Source organism: Photobacterium salinisoli (assembly GCF_003614885.1).
Taxonomy (GTDB): Bacteria; Pseudomonadota; Gammaproteobacteria; order Enterobacterales; family Vibrionaceae; genus Photobacterium; species Photobacterium salinisoli.
The window spans coordinates 255,428-278,582 of the sequence record NZ_QZMS01000007.1; the positions used below are offsets into that span (position 1 = coordinate 255,428).

At 46.7% G+C, this 23,155-nt stretch carries 18 protein-coding genes and 1 other RNA gene; 12 read left to right on the forward strand and 7 right to left on the reverse strand.

Annotation, left to right across the window (positions count from 1 at the left end; all coding sequences use genetic code 11):
* Window positions 1-100 precede the first annotated feature (100 nt).
* The 3 genes from D6M16_RS01935 to D6M16_RS01945 all read left to right on the forward strand — a co-directional run bounded on the left by D6M16_RS01935 (window position 101) and on the right by D6M16_RS01945 (window position 4,348).
* On the forward strand, window positions 101-562 hold the full coding sequence (locus D6M16_RS01935; protein WP_027254008.1) for an Lrp/AsnC family transcriptional regulator: 462 nt from the start codon (window positions 101-103) through the stop codon (window positions 560-562).
* A gap of 259 nt (window positions 563-821) precedes the next feature.
* Entirely contained in the window at window positions 822-2,567 is a 1,746-nt protein-coding gene (locus D6M16_RS01940) for an ABC transporter transmembrane domain-containing protein (protein ID WP_120510326.1), read from the forward strand.
* Window positions 2,564-4,348: a SmdB family multidrug efflux ABC transporter permease/ATP-binding protein gene (locus tag D6M16_RS01945; RefSeq protein WP_120510327.1), complete on the forward strand. Its 1,785-nt coding sequence runs from the start codon at window positions 2,564-2,566 to the stop codon at window positions 4,346-4,348. The genes D6M16_RS01940 and D6M16_RS01945 overlap by 4 nt, the downstream gene beginning before the upstream one ends.
* A 132-nt stretch (window positions 4,349-4,480) precedes the next feature.
* On the opposite strand, the gene tesB is transcribed toward D6M16_RS01945, so the two are convergent.
* Window positions 4,481-5,347 carry an acyl-CoA thioesterase II gene (gene tesB, locus D6M16_RS01950; protein ID WP_120510328.1) on the reverse strand — a complete coding sequence of 289 codons (867 nt, stop codon included), beginning with the start codon at window positions 5,345-5,347 and terminating at the stop codon, window positions 4,481-4,483.
* 129 nt (window positions 5,348-5,476) lie between these two features.
* Here tesB and D6M16_RS01955 point away from each other — a divergent pair, with 129 nt between their 5' ends.
* A complete protein-coding gene (locus D6M16_RS01955; protein WP_120510329.1) occupies window positions 5,477-5,899 on the forward strand; it encodes a YbaY family lipoprotein in 423 nt (140 codons plus the stop codon).
* A gap of 209 nt (window positions 5,900-6,108) precedes the next feature.
* Here D6M16_RS01955 and D6M16_RS01960 read toward each other — a convergent pair whose 3' ends face one another.
* A complete protein-coding gene (locus D6M16_RS01960) occupies window positions 6,109-6,423 on the reverse strand; it encodes an MGMT family protein (protein ID WP_120510330.1) in 315 nt (104 codons plus the stop codon).
* A 39-nt stretch (window positions 6,424-6,462) separates the two neighbouring features.
* Between D6M16_RS01960 and D6M16_RS01965 the strand changes: the two genes are divergently transcribed.
* From D6M16_RS01965 to D6M16_RS01975, 3 genes are all read left to right on the forward strand, one after another.
* The gene (locus tag D6M16_RS01965; protein ID WP_120510331.1) at window positions 6,463-7,194 is read left to right on the forward strand and encodes a VP0952 family biofilm-associated protein; all 732 of its coding nucleotides are present in this window, start codon (window positions 6,463-6,465) and stop codon (window positions 7,192-7,194) included.
* A gap of 151 nt (window positions 7,195-7,345) precedes the next feature.
* Window positions 7,346-7,442, forward strand: an RNA gene (ffs, locus tag D6M16_RS01970) — signal recognition particle sRNA small type.
* A 549-nt stretch (window positions 7,443-7,991) separates the two neighbouring features.
* Complete coding sequence (locus tag D6M16_RS01975; RefSeq protein ID WP_120510332.1) at window positions 7,992-13,961, forward strand: DUF4011 domain-containing protein; 5,970 nt, start codon at window positions 7,992-7,994, stop codon at window positions 13,959-13,961.
* 222 nt (window positions 13,962-14,183) lie between these two features.
* On the opposite strand, the gene D6M16_RS01980 is transcribed toward D6M16_RS01975, so the two are convergent.
* Both D6M16_RS01980 and D6M16_RS01985 read right to left on the reverse strand, forming a co-directional pair.
* Window positions 14,184-15,371 (reverse strand): MFS transporter, encoded by a 1,188-nt coding sequence (locus D6M16_RS01980; RefSeq protein ID WP_120510333.1) that lies wholly within the window; start codon window positions 15,369-15,371, stop codon window positions 14,184-14,186.
* The gene (locus D6M16_RS01985; protein WP_120510334.1) at window positions 15,368-15,571 is read right to left on the reverse strand and encodes a hypothetical protein; all 204 of its coding nucleotides are present in this window, start codon (window positions 15,569-15,571) and stop codon (window positions 15,368-15,370) included. The genes D6M16_RS01980 and D6M16_RS01985 overlap by 4 nt, the downstream gene beginning before the upstream one ends.
* A 61-nt stretch (window positions 15,572-15,632) precedes the next feature.
* Here D6M16_RS01985 and D6M16_RS01990 point away from each other — a divergent pair, with 61 nt between their 5' ends.
* Complete coding sequence (locus tag D6M16_RS01990; RefSeq protein WP_120510335.1) at window positions 15,633-16,589, forward strand: LysR family transcriptional regulator; 957 nt, start codon at window positions 15,633-15,635, stop codon at window positions 16,587-16,589.
* Window positions 16,590-17,064: 475 nt separating this feature from the next.
* Here the strand turns inward: D6M16_RS01990 and D6M16_RS01995 are convergent, their stop codons facing one another.
* The 3 genes from D6M16_RS01995 to trhA all read right to left on the reverse strand — a co-directional run bounded on the left by D6M16_RS01995 (window position 17,065) and on the right by trhA (window position 18,337).
* Window positions 17,065-17,310 carry a Thivi_2564 family membrane protein gene (locus D6M16_RS01995; protein ID WP_120510336.1) on the reverse strand — a complete coding sequence of 82 codons (246 nt, stop codon included), beginning with the start codon at window positions 17,308-17,310 and terminating at the stop codon, window positions 17,065-17,067.
* A gap of 37 nt (window positions 17,311-17,347) precedes the next feature.
* Window positions 17,348-17,500, reverse strand: a complete 153-nt coding sequence (locus D6M16_RS02000; RefSeq protein ID WP_205576815.1) for a DUF3309 family protein — start codon at window positions 17,498-17,500, stop codon at window positions 17,348-17,350.
* Window positions 17,501-17,905: 405 nt separating this feature from the next.
* Complete coding sequence (gene trhA, locus D6M16_RS02005) at window positions 17,906-18,337, reverse strand: PAQR family membrane homeostasis protein TrhA (RefSeq protein WP_120510338.1); 432 nt, start codon at window positions 18,335-18,337, stop codon at window positions 17,906-17,908.
* Between the two features lie 239 nt (window positions 18,338-18,576).
* Between trhA and kdpF the strand changes: the two genes are divergently transcribed.
* From kdpF to kdpC, 4 genes are read left to right on the forward strand one after another with little or no spacing between them, the layout of a single operon-like run.
* Window positions 18,577-18,657, forward strand: a complete 81-nt coding sequence (kdpF, locus tag D6M16_RS22665; protein WP_420029064.1) for a K(+)-transporting ATPase subunit F — start codon at window positions 18,577-18,579, stop codon at window positions 18,655-18,657.
* 8 nt (window positions 18,658-18,665) lie between these two features.
* Complete coding sequence (gene kdpA / locus D6M16_RS02015) at window positions 18,666-20,390, forward strand: potassium-transporting ATPase subunit KdpA (RefSeq protein ID WP_120510340.1); 1,725 nt, start codon at window positions 18,666-18,668, stop codon at window positions 20,388-20,390.
* A 27-nt stretch (window positions 20,391-20,417) separates the two neighbouring features.
* Window positions 20,418-22,409 (forward strand): potassium-transporting ATPase subunit KdpB, encoded by a 1,992-nt coding sequence (kdpB, locus tag D6M16_RS02020; RefSeq protein ID WP_276131398.1) that lies wholly within the window; start codon window positions 20,418-20,420, stop codon window positions 22,407-22,409.
* Window positions 22,410-22,425: 16 nt separating this feature from the next.
* Entirely contained in the window at window positions 22,426-23,064 is a 639-nt protein-coding gene (gene kdpC, locus D6M16_RS02025) for a potassium-transporting ATPase subunit KdpC (RefSeq protein ID WP_120511834.1), read from the forward strand.
* Window positions 23,065-23,155 lie beyond the last annotated feature (91 nt).

A 23,155-nucleotide genomic window follows, 5' to 3' on the forward strand; every position in this document is an offset into this window, starting at 1 on the left:
AAAGTTTACGCAAATGGAGGGAAATTTCTTTGCTATTATTATTGTTGATTTGATTAGTTATAGAAAATTTTTCTTCCAAACATATCTTTCAGGGAAAAATATGGCAGAGATAGATACCACAGACCGATTACTGCTGGATTTGCTGCAAATGGATGCCAGTCTGTCACTCAACGATTTAGCCGAAGCGGTTAATCTGACCACCACGCCTTGCTGGAAACGGTTAAAACGGCTGGAAGAAGCGGGGATACTGAAGCGACGGGTGGCCCTGCTGGATCCGGTCAAATTAGGCCTGTCATTCATTGCCTTTGTACAGATAAAAACCAGCGATCACTCGCAGGACTGGTATCACCGTTTTGTCGCGACCGTGAGTGAATTTCCGGAAGTGATGGAGTTTTATCGTATGGCCGGTGAATATGACTACATGATGAAAGTGCAGATGGCAGATATGGCTGCTTTTGACAGCTTTTATAAAAAACTGGTCAACAGTATCAGCGGATTAACCAACGTGACTTCGACGTTCGCCATGGAGCCACTGAAATACACTACAGCACTGCCGTTATAAATCTCTGATTTGTTTTAAAAAAGTACTGTATAAAAACCAATATTCCGTTAACGCTGTGAAAATGGGCAGCATCACCTGCTGTTTTGCTGCCATTGCTTACATTTGGGTTGATAATCAGCCTGTCTTTTTGCCAATATGTTGCTAAATTGTCACCTCAGTGTGTCAAGCGATTTTATCCTCTCGATCCACCCGAATTTATAATATTTTTCTGTTCTTCGGCTTACTTTTCGTGAGCAGACCGTGTTTTGCTGGAGGAAACATGCAGGTTTTTTGGCAACTCAGGTGGTACTTTCGGCAAGAGTGGCGGCGCTATGGCGGCGCGATCGCCATCTTTGTCATTATTGCCTTTTTTGAATTGATCCCGCCCCGGGCCGTGGGTTGGATAGTCGACGGTGTGGTCGAAGGCAAAATGACCACCAACACCATGCTGATGTGGCTGGGCGGACTGGCCTTGATGTGGGGGCTGGTGTATGTGCTGCGGATAGTCTGGCGTCTGTGGTTATTTGGCAGTGCTGCAAAACTGGGCACTGTGCTCAGAGACAAGCTTTATCGCCATTTTACCCGGCAGGCGCCGAATTTTTTTGAGCGTCACAAAACGGGTGATCTGATGGCCCGCTCAACCAATGATGTCAATGCGCTGGTGATGACTGCCGGAGAAGGCGTACTGACCGCGGCGGATTCACTGATCACCGGATTGGCGGTTTTGCTGATCATGTCCACCCAGCTCAGCTGGCAACTGACCATTCTCGCGCTCCTGCCTATGCCCGTTATGGCCTTGCTGGTCTCGCGCTTTGGCAGCCAGTTGCATGACAGGTTCAGCGAATCGCAGGCGGCCTTTTCTGCCCTGACAGACACCACCCAGGAATCGCTGAACGGGGTCAGGATGATCCGCGCCTTTGGTCTGGAGCAAAGGCAGCAGGCAGCGTTTGAGAAAGTTGTTGATCATGCTGGTGAAAAGAACTTCGGGGTGGTCAAAGTGGATGCCAAGTTTGACCCTGTGATCCAGTTAACTATCGGGATGTCTTTTTTCCTCAGTGTCGGCGGCGGGGCTTATCTGATTCACCAGGGCGAGCTGACTCTGGGCGATCTGACCGCGTTTACCCTCTATCAGGGCTTGATGATCTGGCCGATGCTGGCCATTGCCTGGCTGTTCAATATTCTTGAGCGCGGCTCTGCGGCATGGAAACGGCTGCAGGAGATCCTGGAGCAGGCCCCGACTATCGTCAGCGGCACCCAGGCACTGCCGGACACCCGTCAGGCGCTGGATATTCGGATCGAGGCGTTTTCCTGGCCGCAGCAACGACAGCCCGCGCTGCAGGCGCTGGCGATCCATCTACCGGCGGGTCAGATGCTGGGGCTGGCCGGACCGGTCGGTTGTGGCAAGTCTACCTTGCTGGCGCTGTTGCTACGCCAGCAGGAACTGAGCCAAGGGAAAATTACCTATGGCGGCGTGTGCATCCGCGACGCGGTACTGGAGCAATGGCGCGGCCGTTTTGCTGTGGTCAGTCAGAGCCCGTTTCTATTTTCCCGCTCAATCGCCGAAAACATTGCGCTCGGCAAGCCGGATGCCAGTCTGGATGCCATACGTCACGCTGCCGGATTAGCCTGTATTGATGAAGACATCATGCTGTTTCCCGAAGGGTATAACACTCTGGTTGGAGAGAAAGGCATCACGTTGTCCGGTGGTCAGAAACAGCGTATCGCGATAGCCCGGGCGCTGCTGCTCAAGGCTGAAATTCTGGTGCTGGATGATGCGCTGTCGGCTGTCGACGGCAAAACAGAACACAGGATCTTACATAATCTGCGCAATCAGCCTCAGCGGCAGACCGTGATTGTCATTGCCCATCGCCTGACCGCGCTGGAGCAGGCTGATGAAATCGTTGTGCTGCAACAAGGGCAGGTGAGCGAGCGCGGAAAACACGCCGCTCTGCTGAGCAACGATGACTGGTACGCCGAGATGTACCGCTACCAGAAACTGGAACAAGCCATTGAGGAGGGGCAATGAAAAGACAGGCAGTTAACCGGGCGGTGCTCCAACGGCTGCTCAGATACGCGCTGGACGATAAGCGCAACCTGTTCATTGCTATCGCGTTATTGTTTGTGGCCTCTCTGGCGGATGTGTCCGGTCCCTGGTTGCTGCAGCGTTTCATCGACCATTACATTGCTGTTGATCAGTTTCCGGTGGCTGATGTGGCGACACTGGTGGCGGCGTATATCGCGCTGATGATTCTGTCGGGTGTGTTTAAGTATGCCCAGTCACTGCGTTTTAATCAGATTGCCATCGGCGTGGTGCAGAAAGTCCGTAAGCAATTGTTTGCCCGGGTGATGAATCAGCCTTTGTCGGCGTTTGATTACATGCCCAGTGGCAAGCTGATTTCCAGACTGACCAATGACACTGAATCCATTAAAGACTTTTATGTTTTCGTCATTGCGACCTTTTTAAAGAACGTCACTCTGATTGTGGTGATGCTCACAGTGATGTTTATCATGAGCTGGCGTCTGACGCTGGTGGTACTGGCGTTGTTGCCGGTTGTGGTGGGCGTGATGGTGGTGTATCAGCACAAAAGTGCCAGTGCCTACCGGCGCATGCGCGATTTGCTGGCGGACATCAACTCCTCGATGAGCGAGTCCATTCAGGGGATGAGTCTGATCCAGCTCATGCGACAGGAAAAAGCGTTCAGCGCCTACTTTGCCGGGCTGACCGATCAACACCTCAAGGCGCAAATCGGCGTGACCAAACTGAACAGCGTACTACTGCGGCCCCTGATTGATTTGCTGTCAGGGATAGCCTTACTGACGCTGGTGGCGCTGTTTGGTGTGGGTGGCACCGAGCTGATCGGGGTCGGGGTGTTGTATGCATTTCTGAGCTATCTGGGGCGGGTCACCGAGCCGCTGATCGAAATGACACAGCAGTTATCTTTGTTGCAGCAGGCACTGGTGGCCAGCGAGCGCATTTTTGCGCTTATCGATTCACGCCAGCAAGCGTACGGTGAAGATGAAAGACCACTGACCAGCGGGCATCTGGCGTGCCGACGTCTGAGTTTTAGCTATGACGGCAAGCAAAAGGTGCTGAACAACATCGATATTGAACTGCCGCATCAAGGGTTTCTGGCGCTGGTGGGGCATACCGGCAGCGGCAAAAGTACCCTGGCCTCGCTCATGATGGGGTTTTATCCCAGCTCAGAAGGTGGCGTCGAGTTAGACGGCCGCCCATTGGAAAGCCTGAGCCGATCTGTGCTGCGTCAGGGCATTGCCATGGTCCAGCAGGATCCACACGTACTGAGTGACACCGTCAGGGAGAATGTCAGTCTGGGACGGGAGATGACCGATGATCAGATCTGGCACGCCTTAGAAACTGTCGGCCTGGCCGGACAGGTCAGGCAGTATGAGTTTGGTTTGGACACTGAGCTGGGCAGCGGGGAAGTGAACCTGTCTGCCGGACAGAAGCAGTTACTGGCGCTGGCCCGTGTTCTGGTGGAACAGCCAAAAGTGCTGATACTGGACGAAGCAACCGCCAATATAGACTCAGGAACAGAGCAAAAAATTCAGCATACGCTCTCGGTGCTGCGTCAGAACATGAGTATTGTGGTGATTGCGCACCGGCTTTCAACTATCGTCGATGCCGATGAAATTGTGGTATTGCACCACGGCGAAGTGATTGAAAGAGGCACGCATTTCAGTTTGCTTTCTGAGCGGAAACAGTACTGGCAAATGTACCAGTTGCAGCAGGCGAGTGATCATCTCCACCATTTGGAAGAAGCATCTACCGAGATAGCAGAAAATTGACACCTGCCTGACAAAAATGTACAAGTGATTCACTATAAATGGCTCCCGGGATAATGGTGGCATATTGCTATTCCGGGAGCTTTACCGTGAGTGAGTACTTATGCGCTGTGAGATGAATGTCGTTAAGATAAATCAGTCTTCACGTTTGCGCATCAAACCTTCCTGTACGGCGGAAGCAACCAGTTCGCCGTCACGGTTATAAATCTCCCCCCGGACCAGACCGCGTGAGCCGCTGGCTGACGGACTGTCAATGACGTAAAGCAGCCAGTCGTCCATACGGAACGGGCGGTGGAACCACATAGAGTGATCTATGGTGGCCACCTGCATTTTCGGGGTCAGTAATGTGACAGCATGCGGCTGCAGGGCAGTGACCAGGAAACCCCAGTCTGAGGCATAGGCCAGGAGGTACTGGTGAATGCGAGGATCGTTCAACATTTCACCATTGGCTCTTATCCATAGGTATTGTTTGGCCGCCTCTGATTGAGGATGGAGCGGATTGACCACAGTGACCGGACGCACTTCAATCGGTCGCTCGCAGCCAAAGGTCTCGACAAATTTGCGGGGCAACTGGTCTGCGATGGCTTTGACATGGTCCTGTTCTGACTTCAGAGACTCGGGTGGTGGGACATCTTCAGGCATGGGAAACTGGTGATTAAAGCCGTCTTCCAGCGCCTGATAAGACGCTGTCAGGTAAAAGATAGGGCGACCGTTCTGAATCGCTTTTACCCGACGGGTGCTGAAGCTTTTGCCGTCACGCAGGTTTTCGACATCGTAGATAATCGGTTTTTGCGGATCGCCTGGCAGCAGAAAGTAGCTATGGAAGGAATGGACAAACCTGTTGTCCGGCACAGTTTCTTTCGCTGCTGACAGAGATTGTCCGATGACTTGACCACCATAGACCTGAGGTAAACCAAGATGTTCACTCTGGCCGCGGAACAAACCTTGTTCCAGTTGTTCCAAGTGCAGCAGATTGAGAAGTTCGTTCAGTTCTTTGCTCATCGGAGCTCCAGTTATAATGCTATTATTAGCCAAATTTTTACAGTTAGTTATCCATAAACTCAAGGCGAAAGGTTCCGAAGTGTTAGAACCATCAGTTTGTGGGAGGAATATCAAGGGCAGGGTACAACTATGAAAAAGATGTTTGCGTTACTAAGCTTATTGGTCACGGCTATGGTTATCTCAGCATGTACAAATATGATCAATAAAGATGCAGGTGTCGGAAAAGTTGAAGGTAATCTGACTTATCGTGAGCGTATGGCGCTTCCTGATGATGCGCTGATTACGGTGACCTTGTCAGATGTTTCTCTGATGGATGTGCCAGCGAAAGTGATCAGCCGCCAGTCGTATCTGGCAGCTGGCAAGCAGGTGCCTTTTTCGTTCAGCCTTCAGTATATGGAAGAAGAGATTAAGCCTTCTCATACCTATGCCGTGAGCGCACGAATTGAAGTGAACGGCAAACTGCTGTTCATCACAGATACTGCCAATCATGTGATTACCGATCCGTCCCAAACCACTCAGCTGGATCTGATGCTGGTACGCGTCAGCCAGTAATGTCTGAGAAATCCCTAAAGCCCGGCCATTGCCGGGCTTTTTGCATTTAGATGCCATTGAAGGCTGTCGCTCTTGTTCCTTCTCTTGAAAAGGAGAGGGAAGAGATCGGTATTTAATGTCGGGTACTTTGCTCTTGTTCCTCCCCCTCGTGGAGGGGGAGGTTAGGAGGGGGTCTTCAGGGCACCAAGTTTCGGAGGATTTTCTTCCCGCTATACCTCCGGAAACCCGTCCCAGCGGTAACGCTTCAAAGAAATCCTGCCCGTGGCAGAAACCTCAATGCCATCAGCAATCAGACATTGTCGCTGGCGCAGGAAGTCATCACCCTGCTGTGAGATTTTCCCCTGACTGTTGATCACCCGGAACCAGGGCAGCGTAGATCCTTCCGGCAACTGGCCTAACAGCTTTCCCACATGACGGGCATAACCGGGAAAGCCTGCAAAGCGGGCAATATCACCGTAAGTCGACACTTTGCCGTAAGGAATCTGCGCGATCTGGCTGTAGATTTGATTCTTAAAGTCGTCCATATTGGGATCCTGGGTAACAATTTGTGCAGGGAGGTGCAAATGTTATATACCACAATCCTGGCTGTCATGAGCATGTTACTGACCATTGTCGGGGTCAGCGCCCTCGGGCTGGCACAGCATCATTTAACTGTGCTTGCGGTGGCCATCCCGGCGCTGTGGCTGTTGCCGCAAGGCGGTCTGCCTGCTGTGTTGCTGCTAATGGGCATCGGTATGTTTGGTGCCGTATTGCCTTTTCAGCCACTCGCGCTTTCAGTGAGCCTGTTGATGATGCTTCCTGTCCTGACTGTGTCTTTCTCGCCCCGGGGAAACTGGCAGGTCGCGGCGTTACTTTTTGCTGTGGTCATCGCTATGGATGCAGGCTTACTGGCACTGCAAAGCGAAGAAAAGCTGACGGGGCAGGCTGGTTACACCTTGCTGCAGGTTCTGGCGGTGTGTTTCATCTGGCTTGCTGCCCGTTACTGGCGTCCGGTTAAGGCGAATTATGGCTGGCCGTTACTGCTGGCGGTGCCTTTATGGCTAGGAGGGCTGACACCGGCCGCTTTGGTCGTGTTGTGCATCATAGGCGTCATTGTCGCACTTCAGACCCTGTACCAGCAGAGCCAGCTGGTTTGGGTATCCAGGCTCAATTGGGTCTTGCCGGCGATCGCGTTTGCCACCCTGGTGGTGATCCCGGAATTTGGTGTGCCTAATCCTGTTTTAGTTTCCTGGCTGCTGGTATTGGGCAGTGCCTCACTGGCCGAATACTTACTGAACGAATTCGAAAGCAGTTAAAGGAAACCCGGCATATGGGCAATATTCCAGCAGTCAGCAGCATGCGCTCTGGCAATGCCTTGCATTGTCTTTGGGGTTAGTGGATAATCCCTCCCGTTCTCGCAATGACCTGAAAGGGTTATCAGTGAGTCATCAAATCTATGGAGGCCCCCATTGGTCCTCCCGCAACACTAACTCGTGAACCCGGTCAGGCCTGGAAGGGAGCAGCCGCAGCGAGCGACGTGTGTGCCGGGATGTGGCTGGTGGGGGTCTCCACCCATCTGGCGTTTGTGGTTTTCACCATAAGCCGACATATCTTCTCTCGTTCCCGACATAAATTGCAGCATCAGCTGACATGGCGCGATTTGTGATATTTTTTTCCTGAAAGTATTTCAGCCTGTTGTTTTTCTTAACTCAGATTTTCTTCCAAAGTGTTTTTCAACCAATGTTCTTGAAGTACTACACAGCATGTAATGGCTCAGTGAAGGGTATACTACACTCATTCATAGCAATTAACGTTTTTTCAGAGAACTTCCGGAGTGAGTAAAGCCAATTATTGAGAGTAATTTCATGGCTTTAGGAAGTCGAGCCACCAAGTTTAAATATACAGATCTGAATAAATATTTTTGGGTATCTCGATACCAAAAACTCTGATACCCATAAAAATGTTCCTTTACTTTCAACCAAGTATTAACAACTCAATTTTGTATCATCGACGTCGTTGGATAGACGCCCATTACATCACTATAGTCACAGACAAGAAGGTTCAAGTTTGTTAGCTTAAAATTACAATTATTTCATGTTGGAGGGAGCCGATAGTGAAAGATACAGAGGTTGAACTTAAGAAGATAGAACTAAATATTGATGTTACAGCGACATTTTCTCTGGCTGCACAACAAAATGCTTATCCAGTCTTAAAGTTACTTCGGGTCATTTATCCGAGAGCAGAGTACGAAGATTCAGATTCTATGCCATATCAGAATCTGACATTACGATTAAACCCGGTGCAAGACTGGCTAAAGGAAGAAATTTGGCACATTGATAGGTTGGAACCAGGTCAGTCTATATCTCTTCAGTTAAAAGAATTACATTTTCCATTTGACAGACTATTCGCTCTAACTGAAGAACTAAAATTATCACTATCATTTTCTCTGCTCGATAGCTTTGAAAATGTCCTTTCTGAATTTATTGCTCCACTAAACCTTCTTCCTGTGAACTATTGGGGAGGTGAGCAAAGACAGCCCGGTTTGCTGGCTGCATTTGTTAAGCCCAACGGCATATATGTTGAATCGCTAGTACGAAAAGTGGCTTCTGTGCTTGAGGATGCTGGTTATGGACGATCAGTTGACGGTTATCAGTCAAACACAAGAGATAAGCCTTATCTTATGCTCGCAGCACTTTGGAATGTGATTTTTCAGGAGAAGCTCGCTTATGTAAGTCCGCCGCAAGGCTTTGCTAAAGTTGGTCAACGAATCAGGCTAGCAGCTGATATTAGTAATTCGAGAATGGCTGCTTGCCTTGATTCATCATTACTATTTGCAAGCTGTATTGAAGCTATGGGGTTAAATCCTGTTGTTGCGGTGACTGATGGTCATGCTTTCGCTGGAGCTTGGTTAATTGATGAAAAATTACCAGTACTAACTAATGATGATCCGCAAGATGTTAGAAAGCGTATTGATAACCGTGATCTGATTCTATTTGAAACTACATTAGTCACTAATGTTTCCCCGGTGACATTTGATCAGGCAAGAGAGCTGGCTCGGGATCTGATCTCTGAAGAAAAAGAAGAACAATTTGTGATGGTAATTGATATTGCGCAAGCGAGGTCTCAAGCCATCAAACCACTTTCAACGGTCGAAGATAAGCGCGGTGAAGTCTCTTCTAGTGGTTCAACATCGGTATTACCATTGCCTATTATTCCACCGTTACCACCTGTGCGTAAAAGTGAACAGGTCGTTGAAGAAACACCGGAAACACGTATTGATACATGGTCGAGGAAACTACTTGATCTGACTAAGAGGAATAGTCTTCTTAACTTTAGTGACAGGGCAATAGCAATTAAAATTTATTGTCCAAATATCGCTGAAATGGAAGATATGTTGGCCGACGGAGCGAAGTTTAAATTTCAATCTTCACAAGAAAGTCCATTTTATTCACCGGGTCGTGATAGTGAATTATTTCGCTTACAGTCTGGCTCAGATGTACATCGTGAATATGCATTAAATCAAATTAATAATAAAATTTTGATTGTTAATCAGACAGAGAAAAATCTTGAAAAAAATGCTGTTTCTCTTTTTCGTAAAGCAAAAAATGATTTGGAAGAAGGTGGTTCAAATACGTTATTTCTTGCGTTGGGTTTTCTTAAGTGGAAAGAGAATCCAGAAGATTCTAGAAGCTACAAAGCACCTCTAATATTGATACCTGTTAAGTTAACAAGGCGAAGTGCACAAGCTCCAGTTTATGTTGAAAGATTACAAGAAGAAGACCCGGTTTTTAATCTAACTCTCATTGAGTTTTTGCAGTCAGATTATGATATCAACCTTTCTGAATTTAAAAGTGAGCTGCCAGAAGACGAAAGTGGTATTGATGTTTCTCAAATTTGGCAGGTTGTAAGAGAAGTAGTTCAAGAGCAGCGGGGATTTGAAGTTGTAGAAGATCTTGTATTGGGTTCTTTCTCATTTGCAAAGTATCTTATGTGGAAAGACTTGCGAGATAGGCTAGATGATTTAAAAGAAAATCAATTTGTAAAGCATCTGGTAGATACCCCTAAATTACCGTACTACCAAGACAGTTATTTTGTTGAACGGTCTGAAATTGATGAAAAAATTGATCCTGCGCTAATATATACACCATTAAATTGTGACAGTTCGCAGTTGGTTGCCGTGGATGCTTCAGCTCGTGAGCAAGATTTTGTTTTAGAGGGTCCGCCTGGAACTGGGAAATCTGAAACGATAGCAAACATTATTGCTCACAACATTGGTTTAGGACGCAAAGTACTTTTCGTCGCTGAGAAAATGGCAGCACTGAATGTTGTTTTTCGTCGTTTGCAAAAAGTTGGTTTAGATCATCTTTGCTTAGAGCTGCACAGTGATAAAGCGAATAAACGTGCTGTTTTAGATCAATTAAACCAAGCCTGGCAAAAGCGTGAAGGGTTGAATTCGCGCTCTTGGGAAATGAATATTGTTGACTTAAAGAAAAAAAAAGAACAACTCAATGGCTATGTTCGGGCACTTCACAATAAATCAAAGTTTGGTTTGTCCGCGAGAGATGCTATTTCTACTGTTGTGATGAACTCTGATGCACTAAAAATAAACCTAAACTGGGAAGCTGATTTAGAAGCAGCACCGTTTGAAGATGTATTAGGCTACGAAGAGACTAAACATATAGTCAAAAAAATTGCTATTGCGTTTGATGATGTTCAGGATATGAACATCAGGACTTTTAGTAAAGTGGTTGCAAAAGAATGGTCAAATGTTTGGCAAACAAATGTAACATCAACCATTGAAGAGTGTTTGAGAGTGTCATTAGAATTAGAGGATGTCATAACTGAATCTTTTTCAAATTTCTCTATCTCATCAGAGAAAATCACTGTAGGTGATTTAAATATATTTTCGAATGTTTATGCGATTGCTAATTTATCTATCAATCATGATCTTGCATTCGCAATTGATAGAGGTTCAAAAGAGCGAATTGAACTGATAGGAGAACTTGCAAATAAAAAGTCAAATTTTGATTTTCTTATAAATGAAATCGGGTGTGGTATAGACGAGAACAAGATCTCTCAGCTACCCGTCGAACGTTGGTCTGTAATGGCTGAAGAAGCTAAGGATGGCTGGTTAAAAGCATATTTAAGGAAACGTAAAGTTAATAAAGAAGCAAAAGATTTAGGTTTAAACCCATTTTCAGACTTATCTGTTATTCAAATGTTAGCTGAATGTCAGTCATTGAAAGTCAATATTGATAAAATTGTAGAGGAAATTCAGCAATATTCAGTTTGGAGTGGTTGGGATACATCACCTTCTTATCTGGAGGAAATTGCACAAATTGGAAGTGACGCAAGAGAAAATTTAAGAATTTTGCTAAAACTAGCGGATGAGCCGGCTGATATATTAACATTAATCAAAAAACGCTTTGTTGAAGAACGTGAATTCCTTGAGGAATCTAAAGTTTATCGTTCATTAACGTTATTTGATGAGAAGCTATTTATCTTCAATCAACTTATTGACAAACTTCGAAAATTTGGAATAGAAGTTGGTGTGGATGAAGTTTTTGTTACTATGGTAGATGATTTGAGAGCCATACAAACTCATAGTCCTAAATTAAAAAGCTGGTGTGAGTGGCAATCTGAAAAGCAAAGTGCTGAAAGAGTGAGGCTAAGAAGTTTGACGAATGCACTGGAGGCAGCAGTTGTAAAGCCTTCTGAATTGAGTGAACAATTTAGAATAGCTTTTTGTTCCTGGCTAGCCCCTTTACTTATTGATGAGAGTAACGAACTTCGTCTGTTCAAAGCGTCAACACATGAACAAACGATTGAAGAGTTTAAGAGGCTAGATGAGCGTGTTGCTAAAATAACCAGTAGTTACATCGTTGCCCTGTCTTCTGAAACTGTGCCAGTGCATGGTTCAAATGATAATCCAAATCAACTTCAACTTGGGATTCTTTCTAAAGAACTTCAAAAGAAAACGAGGCATATTCCAATACGAGCCCTGATAGAACAGCTAGGAGATTCATTGTTGGATTTATGCCCATGTTTGATGATGTCTCCTTTATCGGTCGCAAGATTCTTACCTTCAGACTTCAGAGGGTTCGATCTGGTAGTGTTCGATGAAGCTTCTCAAATGACAACATGGGACTCTGTAGGAGCCATAGCTCGAGGCAAAAATGTTATTATCGTGGGAGATCCCAAGCAAATGCCTCCTACTAGTTTTTTCTCAGCAGGCAATTCTTCAGATGAACCTGATGAAGAAGACTTGGAATCGATTCTCGACCAAGCGTTAGCTGCAAGGCTTCCATTGAGGCGTCTGATGGGGCATTACAGAAGTAAGCACGAAACATTAATTGCATTTTCAAACAGTAAGTATTACGAGAACTCACTTGTCACATATCCTTCTTCAGAAACTAAAGAGTCAGCAGTTACTCTGAAGCGAGTTCAAGGAATTTACGCCAAAGGAAAGGGGCGTAATAATGTGGTTGAAGCAAAAGCAGTTGTAGATGAGATCGTTAAGCGCTTATTGAGTAAATTTGAACAAGATAAGTCTATTGGTGTTGTTACTCTTAACACTGATCAACAACGAACAATTGAAGACTTACTAGATGATGCAAGAAGAGAGCACCCCTCAATAGAAGAATATTTTCAGGATGGAAATAATGTTGAACCTGTGTTCGTTAAGAACCTTGAGTCAGTTCAAGGAGATGAGCGTGACGTGATTATGCTGAGTTTGGCTTATGGTCCAACAGAATCAGAAGCTAAAACCATGAGCATGAATTTCGGCCCGCTGAATAAAAGCGGTGGGGAGCGTAGGTTAAATGTAGCGATAACGCGAGCGACAACTGAATTGGTTGTATTCAGCAGCTTCGATTCTTCAATGATTGATTTAGGTCGTACGTCTTCAGTGGCTGTCGAACACCTTAAGCACTTTCTTGAATTTGCAGAAAAAGGCCCTGTTGCCTTGGCTGAAATAGCGACGGCAGATCACGGTGTTGATCAGTTTGATAGTGATTTTGAAAAAGCTGTTGCTCAAGCCTTAAGAGAAAAAGGATGGAAGATTCAAACTCAGGTCGGGGTAAGCAAGTTCAGAGTTGATCTTGGGGTACTTCATCCAGATAAGCCCGGTAAATACATTGCTGGTGTGGAATGTGATGGCGCAACATATCATGGTTCACCTGCCGCTCGTGATAGAGACCGTGTACGGCAGATTATCCTCGAAAATTTAGGCTGGAACATTGTTAGACTTTGGTCAACTGATTATTTTGTCGACCCAGAAACAGCTCTTGATAAAATTGATGAAAAGTTACGTAAAATCCTTGAAAGTGAGCGTGAGCAAGACACACTGCTAGAAGCCGAAGCCGAAGCCGAAGCCGAAGCCGAAGCCGAAGCCGAAGCCGAAGCCGAAGCCGAAGCCGAAGCCGAAGCCGAAGCCGAAGCCGAAGCCGAAGCCGAAGCCGAAGCCGAAGCCGAAGCCGAAGCCGAAGCCGAAGCCGCAGCTTCAAACACATTACTCGCTAAAGCTCCAACCCCTAACCTTCGACAACAACGGGAGGGAATCAAAGACTGTATTGAAACCTTTACCGAAGAGCAGTCAGCCGAACAAACTCTGAACTCTAGTGATTACTTCAAGCCTGGTTATGTATCTATTCTTACAAAGCTAGCAAAAGAAACGTTGAGGGAGAGATCTGGAATCACGCTGCATTCACTTGCTCTTGAAATTGCTAGCTTACATGGCTTGACGAGAACGAGTAAAAAGCAAATCTCTTATCTAAGAGAGCTCATCACACCTTTTGCAGGTATTAATGAAAATGAAGGGTACTCTCCAACGCTTTGGTCCTCACCAGAAAGTATTTCCAATCTTATTGAATGGCGTGGAGTTGATGTTTTTGGTTATGAGAGAAAGTGGAGTGAGCTGGCTTACGAAGAAGTTTTAGGTTTAGTGAAGTTCGCTAAAGAAAAAAATGCAGCAGCACCTATCGATGTTATCTGCGAGGAACTTGGGGTGAAACAACGCCGCGAAAGTACGATTAAGAAGTTCCAGAACTGGTTGGATGAATATGATAATAGAAATGATCTCTAAACTTCCCAAAAAATCAGTATGTCTTCAAACTTGAAGATAAACTGATTCAGGACTGTCCGCTAGTTTCGAATGGATGTGGTTCATTTCTGGTTGGCAGTTTGAATCACCAGATACATTACATTCAGATTTACACAGGATGAGCGACCACTCCTCGCCGAACTGGTCACTCATCCATATATTTATAGACACCCTCTGCTCCATTAATTCTGACAAGTGAGCCGCTTAATCCGTGACTGTATGCCTCACAGGTTTAGCTCGAATCATGATTACCATAATGAAGCTGAGCAGCGTGATAATGGCAGCGGTCAAATAAAGTGATCGGATTCCCCAATGATCTAATAGCGCAGCCCCTGCCATGGCGCCCGCTCCTATGGCTCCGTTGAAGATAGCAGCATAAATAGCGGAAGCTGGTAATGCATCAGGCCCTGCTAATCGTATGATCCAGGCCTGAATTCCGACAAAGAGTATAGCGATGCCAAGGCCCCAGCCGGAGAGCAGCAAGAGTGCGATAATCCCATTTTTCACTGTGACTGTACTGATCAGCAGCAGGCAAAGTGATACCAGTAGTAGTCCTGTGCTAAGTACAGCTTTCAGGCGATTATCGATGAAAACTCCACACAGTAAATTACCGAATATTCCCGCAATACCGAAGGCAAACAGGCAGATGACGACCCAGCTTTGAGGAATGGCCAGTTCTGAGGAAAGCAGGACTTCGATGAAGGTAAAAGCAGCAAAGTGTGCAACGATACCGCACGCTGCAATCAGATATACCCGTCTTAAATCTGTATTGCGCAGCACCGAAACAAACTGGTTTCGTCTCAGAGAGGCAGTGCCGGTTACATGGGGAAGACTGAATGCCAGAGTAAGTGCGGTGGCGACAGAGAGTACCCCCAGCAAGCCAAAGGCCAACCGCCAGCCGGCGTCATGACTTATCCAATTTATGAGCGGAACTCCGAGAACACTGGCGGTTGAGACGCCGGCAAAGATTATTGCGGTTGCCCGGCCAGCGCGGTTCGAAGCGACCAGTTGCGCTCCCATTGTGCCAATCATCGCCCAGAATGCACCATGCGCAAGCGCGCCCGCTAATCGGGCGACAAGAAGTACAGCGAAGCTATGACTTGCTGCCGACACAGCGTTGGAGAGCCCCAGTAAGAGCATCAGTCCGACTAACAGTGGGCGACGGGGCAAATGGCTGATACTCATCACAGACAATAAAGCGGCTGCTGCGCCCAGCCACGCATACAGGGTGACAACTAATCCCGTCACACTGGTATTCTGATCCAGATCGGCAGCAATGGCTGACAGCATACCAATGGGGGCTAATTCAGTGGTGACCACAGTAAATGCAGCGACGCCGAGCATGGAAACGGCTGCCCAGTTGTGCCAACCCGTATCGTTGGATGCATTCATGAGTTGACTCCTTGCATTCCCTCGAAGCTATAACGGTCACCTGTCGGCTGAACATCCCTTGTGGCTTGCTGTCGCTGGTTCAGATCATCAGAGGTCAGAGTGACACTGGCTCTTAGGCGCCCACGGAATTCGCTCATGCCTATACAGCTCAGTCCTATCGCAGACACTTCCAGCCCTTGGCTCAGAAAACGCTTTTGCATCGTTATTTCTCCTTGGTTCGTTTTATGATTCTCAATATACTTTCCGAAACTGGAGGTTTGTATGGCAAAAAATGGCAATTCGGTTTCCGATATAGGAAACGGAAGAAGGCACAACACGCTGAACTGGGATGATGCCAGGGTATTTCTGGCTATTGCCCGGTCAGGCACCTTAAGTGGCGCCTCAAAAGCGCTGGGAATTGGGTTAGCAACAACATCCCGTCGTATAGAACGGCTGGAGCAAGCGCTGGGACTGAGTCTGTTTACTCGTGATCAAATTGGCTACAGGCTGACAGATGAAGGAATGATGCTGATTGCTCAGGCAGAAGCACTCGAGCAAGCTGGTCATGCGTTCGGTGCAGCGGCTCAGGGTAGCCATGATGAAGTGGCGGGGCATGTTCGCCTGGCAACAGCGCAAGGACTGGCTGACCATCTTATTATTCCCGCACTTCCCCGATTAATGTCATCACATACAAATCTGACCATTGAGGTTGTGACCGGTGTCTCTACGGTCAATTTGCATCGGTATGATGCTGATATGGCAATACGTATGGTCAGGCCGGAACGTGGCAATGTGAATATCCGGCGGTTAGGTGAACTCGGTTTTGGGCTGTATGCATCACAAGAGTATTTGCAGCAGAGAGCCACACCAGAAAATGGCGGGTCGTTCGAAGATGATGACTTTATTGGCTGGTCTGAGAGTCAGCAGCACCTTCCGGCGGCACAGTGGTTAGAAAAAAGGCTTCGAGGAAAACCTTGTCGTCTGACCACCACCAGCATGTCATCACAGGTAACCGCGACTCAAGCTGGGGCGGGAATAGCCGTTCTCCCTCATTTTATTGCTCAAAAGCAGGGACTGACTTGTGTCCAGAGCGATATAGGGTGTAGTCAACCGATTTGGCTGGCGATTCATTCAGATCTGGCACACTCCAGAAGAGTACGGCTTGTTGCAGATTTTCTGAGTGATCTTGTTTTTCAGAATAATGGGTTGTTGATGAGTGGCATACATGATGAGTTCTGATAGTTATAGGAGTCATAATGAAAAAGAAGTGCATGGTTTAATTATAAGGATTTGTAATTTTAGTTCTTCGGAGGATTATAAGCATGATTTCGGCGGGCGTTGCAGAATGTAATGGATGGAAAACTGTGAGCAAAAGTTTGTAGATTTGAACGAATCCATTTTTTAATTTAATGAGGATGATATGGGAGGTTTCTTATTTTTTAAGCAAAAGTTTGGGTTGATGCGAGAGTTTCAATTCGGACTCCATGTCTTGAGTTTTCCCAGCAAGGCGAGTGTGACATAGAGCAACAGTGTGGACGCGGAAAAATTGAGTTTTCAACTCCAAATATGGGTGAAGAAAAATATTCATACATCATAGTAATGAATATGAGATTATGATCGAGCGAGAAAAATAGCTAGTACACTAAATTTCTTGCTCTTGTTGCTTTGCTGACGCCTAGATTTAATTCTGATTATCCATGATCTCAAGGGAAAACTACACGGATGTATTTTTAGGTTGTTGATTATTAAGTAAGGGTGAAGCTATCATCAGCGACCCCACACGGATGCCATCCAATGCACCTAATACACCGAATGCCTGTAGTAACCATATGACGATGGCAATCACCACCACAATATTGAGAATACTTTTGATTTTTTTATCCATGGGAATGTAGGTATTTACCAGCCAGAGTAATACGCCCACCACAATCAGTATAATAACCAGATTAATAAGTGACATGATAGTTCTCCCATACACCGGATTTTCATCCGGTAGTTCAGATCCTGCCCAGTAGCAGCAGTACCACAACAATTAACAACACAGCCCCCATAAGACCGCTAGGAGCATAACCCCAGCTGCGGCTGTATGGCCAGCTGGGAAAGGCGCCGATCAGTAGCAAAATCAGCAGGATTAATAGAATAGTTCCCATTGTCATATCTCCCGGTGGTTACTCACCAATCTGCTGGTGAGTACTCTCACCGGCACCATACGTAGGGCGGCTCAGCCGCATTCAACTGAGTCGACAGCAGGCAGTAATGGTAGTGCAACCTGCGTGAGGCGGCCGTATCGCCATCTACATACCGTTAATATAGTATCCAATCCTGAGGGGGTCTGTACGCCATCGTACATACCGTGTCTGTATCATGACTGTTGAATCCTATAAGAGTAAAAAACGAGTGTAAGAAATGATTAGAATTGGTGTTATTGTTGTTTTTTGGGTAATGATTCATTTTAGGTTTAAAAGACTTAGTCATGTTAATGGTGAGGTTTTTTTTAGAAATATTCTTTATTTCTGGTGTTCAATTAAATTGAATGAACGCTTCTTTTATGTCCATCAAGTAGCATGCCAGAAAATAGCAAAGTAGTGACATGTAGTGCCGCCAATAACGAATAAGTGCCACAGGAAGTACCCATATTTCAAGCGGAAATCAACTGCAAAAAATACAACACCTACTGTGTAAAACAGGCCACCGGCAAGTAGCCACAACATGCCTTGTGATTGCATATTGGCAAGCATTGGATTTATCGCAACCACGATAAGCCAGCCCATTAACATATAGAGCCCGGTAGATAAAATGGGATGATTAAGTCTTTGGAATGTTTTCAGTATCACACCAAAGCATGCAATAGACCATACCAGACCTAAAAGTGTCCAGCCTAATGTTCCTTTAAAAACACCAAGTGTAAAAGGTGTGTATGTGCCAGCAAAGAGTATCTGGCGCGTATAAGACAAAGCTGAAATAAACACCGGATTCAAGCGCGACATACTATCAGGACAGTCTCAATATCCTCAGGCCCGCTTTTACTCTGACAGCCGAAGAGGATTTTCTGCTTTTACAAACCCGCGTTCTATTGTGATAGGCAACCATCCTTGGTCTGATAAGTGGCTTAGTTAATGTCGTCTTTTTTACGAAATCTTTACGCCTTTTTACTTCGAGCACCTAGAGACTTTACGCATGCTTTTCATACCTTTCACTGGTGATCAATAAATCAAGGAGAGTCACAGTGGACTGGTTATTGTTAGCGCTATCTGCCGCGCTTTTCATTTACTTAATGTGGGCCGTTTTTGTGCCTGAGAAATTCTAGGGGTGGTTATGCTGGATATTTTCATTATTTTCTCACTGGCATTGATACTGGCCATGCCGCTCGGAATGTACATGACAGGGGTTTTCTCAGGAAAACCACATCTGAGCGATAAGATATTCGGGCCAATAGAAAACGGCCTCTATCGCCTTATGGGTGTCAATCAACAGCAAGGTATGAGCTGGAAAGTGTACGGGTCAGCCTTTTTGCTGAGTAATCTGATACTGGGGATCTTGGCCTTTCTGATTTTAAAATTTCAGCATCTGTTACCGTTCAATCCGGATCAGATTGGTCCTTTGTCATGGGATCTCGCTCTGCACACGGCAGTGTCGTTCTTAACAAATACGAATCAGCAGCATTATTCAGGGCAAGCTCAGCTCTCTTATCTGTCACAAGGTTTTTTGATTGTGACTTTGCAATTTGTGACCCCAGCAATGGCGCTGGCCGTATGTGTTGCCATTTTACGTGGGATGCGCGGTGGTCGAAATCATGAGTCAGCGAAAGAGGGTGAAACCCGAGATCTGGGCAACTATTACGTTGATCTGGTGCGAGGCGTCGTTCGTGTTTTGTTACCGGTGGCAACAGTTGTTGCACTACTTTTGACCTGGCAGGGTGTTCCCAGCAGCTTCAGTGGTGCTCAGCATGTCAATACGGTTGATAACGCATCTCAGATTGCAACCCAGGAGGTGCCTATTGGGCCGGTTGCTCCAATGGTTGCGATTAAACAGCTTGGAACCAATGGGGGTGGGTGGTATGGCCCCAACAGTAGTAATCCACTTGAGAACCCGACACCGGTGAGCAACGCCATTGAAACGATCGCTTTGGTATTGATACCGATGGCAGTGGTTTTCATGGCTGGTGGATTATTACGGTACAAACGTTTTTCAACGATGTCGTTGGTGGCTATGGGAGTGATGAGCGTCGGCTTCATCGCGGCAACGGTTTACAGTGAACTTCAGCCAAACGCTGCTTTCGCGCATTTGAGTGCTGCTGGGCCAAACATGGAGGGGAAAGAAGTGCGGTTTGGTCCTGAACTCTCTGCCTTGTGGGGAACTCTGACCACACAAACCTCCAACGGCTCAGTGAATGCCATGCACGACTCTTTTAATCCTATTGGCGGACTGATGACGCGATCAGGCATGCTGATCAGTGCGATCTGGGGAGGTATAGGGTGTGGTTTTGTTAATTTCATTGTGTACGTATGGCTGGCTGTTTTCCTTTCCGGACTGATGATTGGGCGGACTCCGGAGATCTTTGGGCGCAAGATTGAAACCAAGGAAATTACGCTACTGGCAAGCCTGATTGTCTTACCGACGTTTTGCATACTTGTACTGACAGCCGTGACTGTCGCGTTTCCTGCCTTAACGGGTAATAGCAATCCTGGTTTCCACGGCATATCCCAAGTGTTTTATGAATATACTTCAGCATTTGCTAACAATGGCTCAGGCTTTGAGGGATTAGGAGACGACACCCCGTGGTGGAACATTTCTTGTGTGCTGGCGTTGATTGCTGGTCGTTATCTACCACTCGTTTTACCTTTAGCCGTTGCAGGGTCAATGGCCCGCAAGCGGGTGAGCCCGGATAGTGCCGGCAGCCTGAAACTGGCCAGTCCGACCTTTTGTGTCACTTTAATCGCGGTCATTCTGATCATTAATTTCTTGTCATTTCTACCAGCAGCAGTAATGGGGCCTATTGGAGAGGCACTGCAACTTGCAGAAACGGGTATGGGGTACTGATTCATGAAGTCTAAAAATACACAGGCGATGGCTGATGTACAGCAGGCAAGCTTCAACGCGCTGAGAAAATTGTCATTGAGTGCGATGGCTGCCAATCCGGTGATGTTCGTGGTATGGATTGGCACGTTATTGAGTGCTTTGATAACCGTACAGAGAATAATCACGAGTCACAGTTTCGGGACTGAACTAACGGTGACCTTAATACTGTTTTTTACTGTTTGGTTTGCGAATTTCGCAGAGTCTGTTGCTGAAGCGAAAAGCCGCGGGCAAGCAGCTAGTCTTAGATCTGCGAAAAAATCGCTGCGTGCGTGCCGAATCCGAGACAACCAGGAAGAATGGGTTGATGCCTCGTCACTGGGGAAAGGCGATACCGTTTGTGTCCGGGAGGGAGAATACATCCCTGCCGATGGTGACATTATCCAGGGTGTGGCAACCGTAAATGAATCCGCTGTGACAGGCGAATCGGCAGCGGTTTTACGGGAGGCAGGAACAGATCATTCCAGTGTGATCGGGGGAACAAAATTATTAACCGGCAATATCGTACTGAAAGTTGCCAATGATCCCGGGAATAGTTTTCTCGATCGGATGATTGGGCTGGTCGAAGGGGCAAAACGACAAAAAACACCAAATGAGCTAGCGCTGACTGTGTTATTGTCTGCGTTGACAGCCGTATTTCTCCTTATCGTAGTCACCTTACCTCCAATGGCGAATTTTGTTGGCGGTCAGCTTGATTACACTATGCTGATAGCCTTACTGATTTGCTTAATTCCGACGACGATTGGCGGATTACTGCCTGCTATCGGCATCGCGGGTATGAATCGGGCTTTAAGTGCAAATGTGGTGGCTAAATCAGGTAAAGCGGTAGAAGTTGCAGGTGATATTGACACATTGCTGCTTGATAAAACCGGGACAATTACTTTCGGTGATCGTCAGGCGACCGCATTTTTACCCGTTCAGGATGTTGAATACTCGGCGCTGGTCGCTGCAGCAGTTCATGCCTCTGTTGAAGATCCAACACCGGAAGGTAAATCGGTTCTGCTGTTAGCTGAATCAATGAATGTTTCCGATGCTCAGTCTATCAAAGATGCGGAGTTCTTACCTTTTTCACCTAAGACACGCGTTTCTGGTTTGCAGTTGGCAAATGGTGGCTTAAGGATGAAAGGTGCCAGTGATGCAATGAAAAAGTGGGCCATTGAACAGGGTGTGCGCTGGCCTGATGATATTGATCATATAGTCATGTCCGTGGCCCAGAAAGGCGGAACGCCATTAGTTGTTGCGACTGAACAACAGGTACTCGGTGTGATCGCATTAACTGATGTGATTAAACCCGGGGTAGCTGAACGATTTGCACGCTTACGATCATTAGGTGTTCGTACCGTGATGGTGACAGGGGATAATCCAATCACGGCAGGCGTGATTGCAGCTGAGGCGGGTGTTGATGATTTTATTGCAGAAGCCAAACCGGAAGACAAACTGGAATTGATTCGTGCTGAGCAGGCAAAAGGACGACTCGTAGCAATGGTTGGAGACGGGACAAACGATGCACCTGCATTGGCACAGGCAGATATCGGTCTGGCAATGAACTCTGGCACACAGGCAGCGAAAGAAGCGGGCAATATGGTAGATCTGGACTCAGATCCTGCTAAATTACTGGCCGTTGTTGAAGTCGGCAAACAGTTACTGATTACACGCGGTGCTTTAACGACATTTTCATTGGCAAATGATGTCGCCAAGTATTTCGCGATTCTTCCGGCTGTTTTTGTTGGTACTATTCCCGCGATGGCCGCGCTTGACTTCATGCATTTGAACAGCCCCGCGACTGCTGTTATTTCTGCGTTAATATTTAACGCCGTGATTATTCCTGTCTTGATTCCATTGGCATTGAAAGGTGTCAAAGTGAAATCAATCAGTCCGGAAAAACTATTAAGGAACAATATGCTCGTTTATGGCTTGGGTGGGGTGTTACTTCCCTTTGTCGTGATCAAATTCTTTGATGTCATGATTGGGTCTTTAGTATAGGAGTATGACGATGAACATGAATTCTTCCCCCTCATTGAGTGGGCTACAGGCTCATAATATAAATGCTAGCTTAGAGAGTGGTGTATTTCTGCATCAGGTACTTATTGCAATCAGAGTGAGTATTATGATGCTTATTCTCTGCGGCGTATTATATACGGGAGTCGTGACCGGTTTAGGCCAGTTACTTTTTCCTTTCCAGGCTGCGGGCAGTATGATCCAGCAGAATGGTCAGAATATTGGATCGATACATATTGGGCAGGAGTTTGTTAGCGACCGATATTTTCATGGTCGCCCTAGTGCTGCCGGATATGATCCTACTGCAACCGGCGGTAGTAACTTAGCACCATCCAACCCGGAATTACGGGCTCGAGTTGCGGCTGATAGCGCAGCGATTCAAACTCTGGAAGGTGTCAAAGCTGAACAAATTCCTGTGGATATGCTGGCAGCGTCTGGTGCAGGCCTGGACCCGCATATATCACCCGCGTCAGCTTACCTGCAATCCCCGCGTATTGCGCGAGTTCGTAATCTGGACGAGGCTCAGGTCAACGTATTAATCGCTGAGTATACCGACATGCCGCAATGGGGAATACTGGGACAGCCAAGGGTAAATGTACTGATGCTTAATCTGGCTTTGGATGCAGTCCAGCCCGAGTAGGTTGAGAGCAGACCGGCTAATATAGCTGGTCTGCTTTGTTTCATATCTTTATTTAATGCGTTGTTTATAATCTGAAATCATATTCCAACTA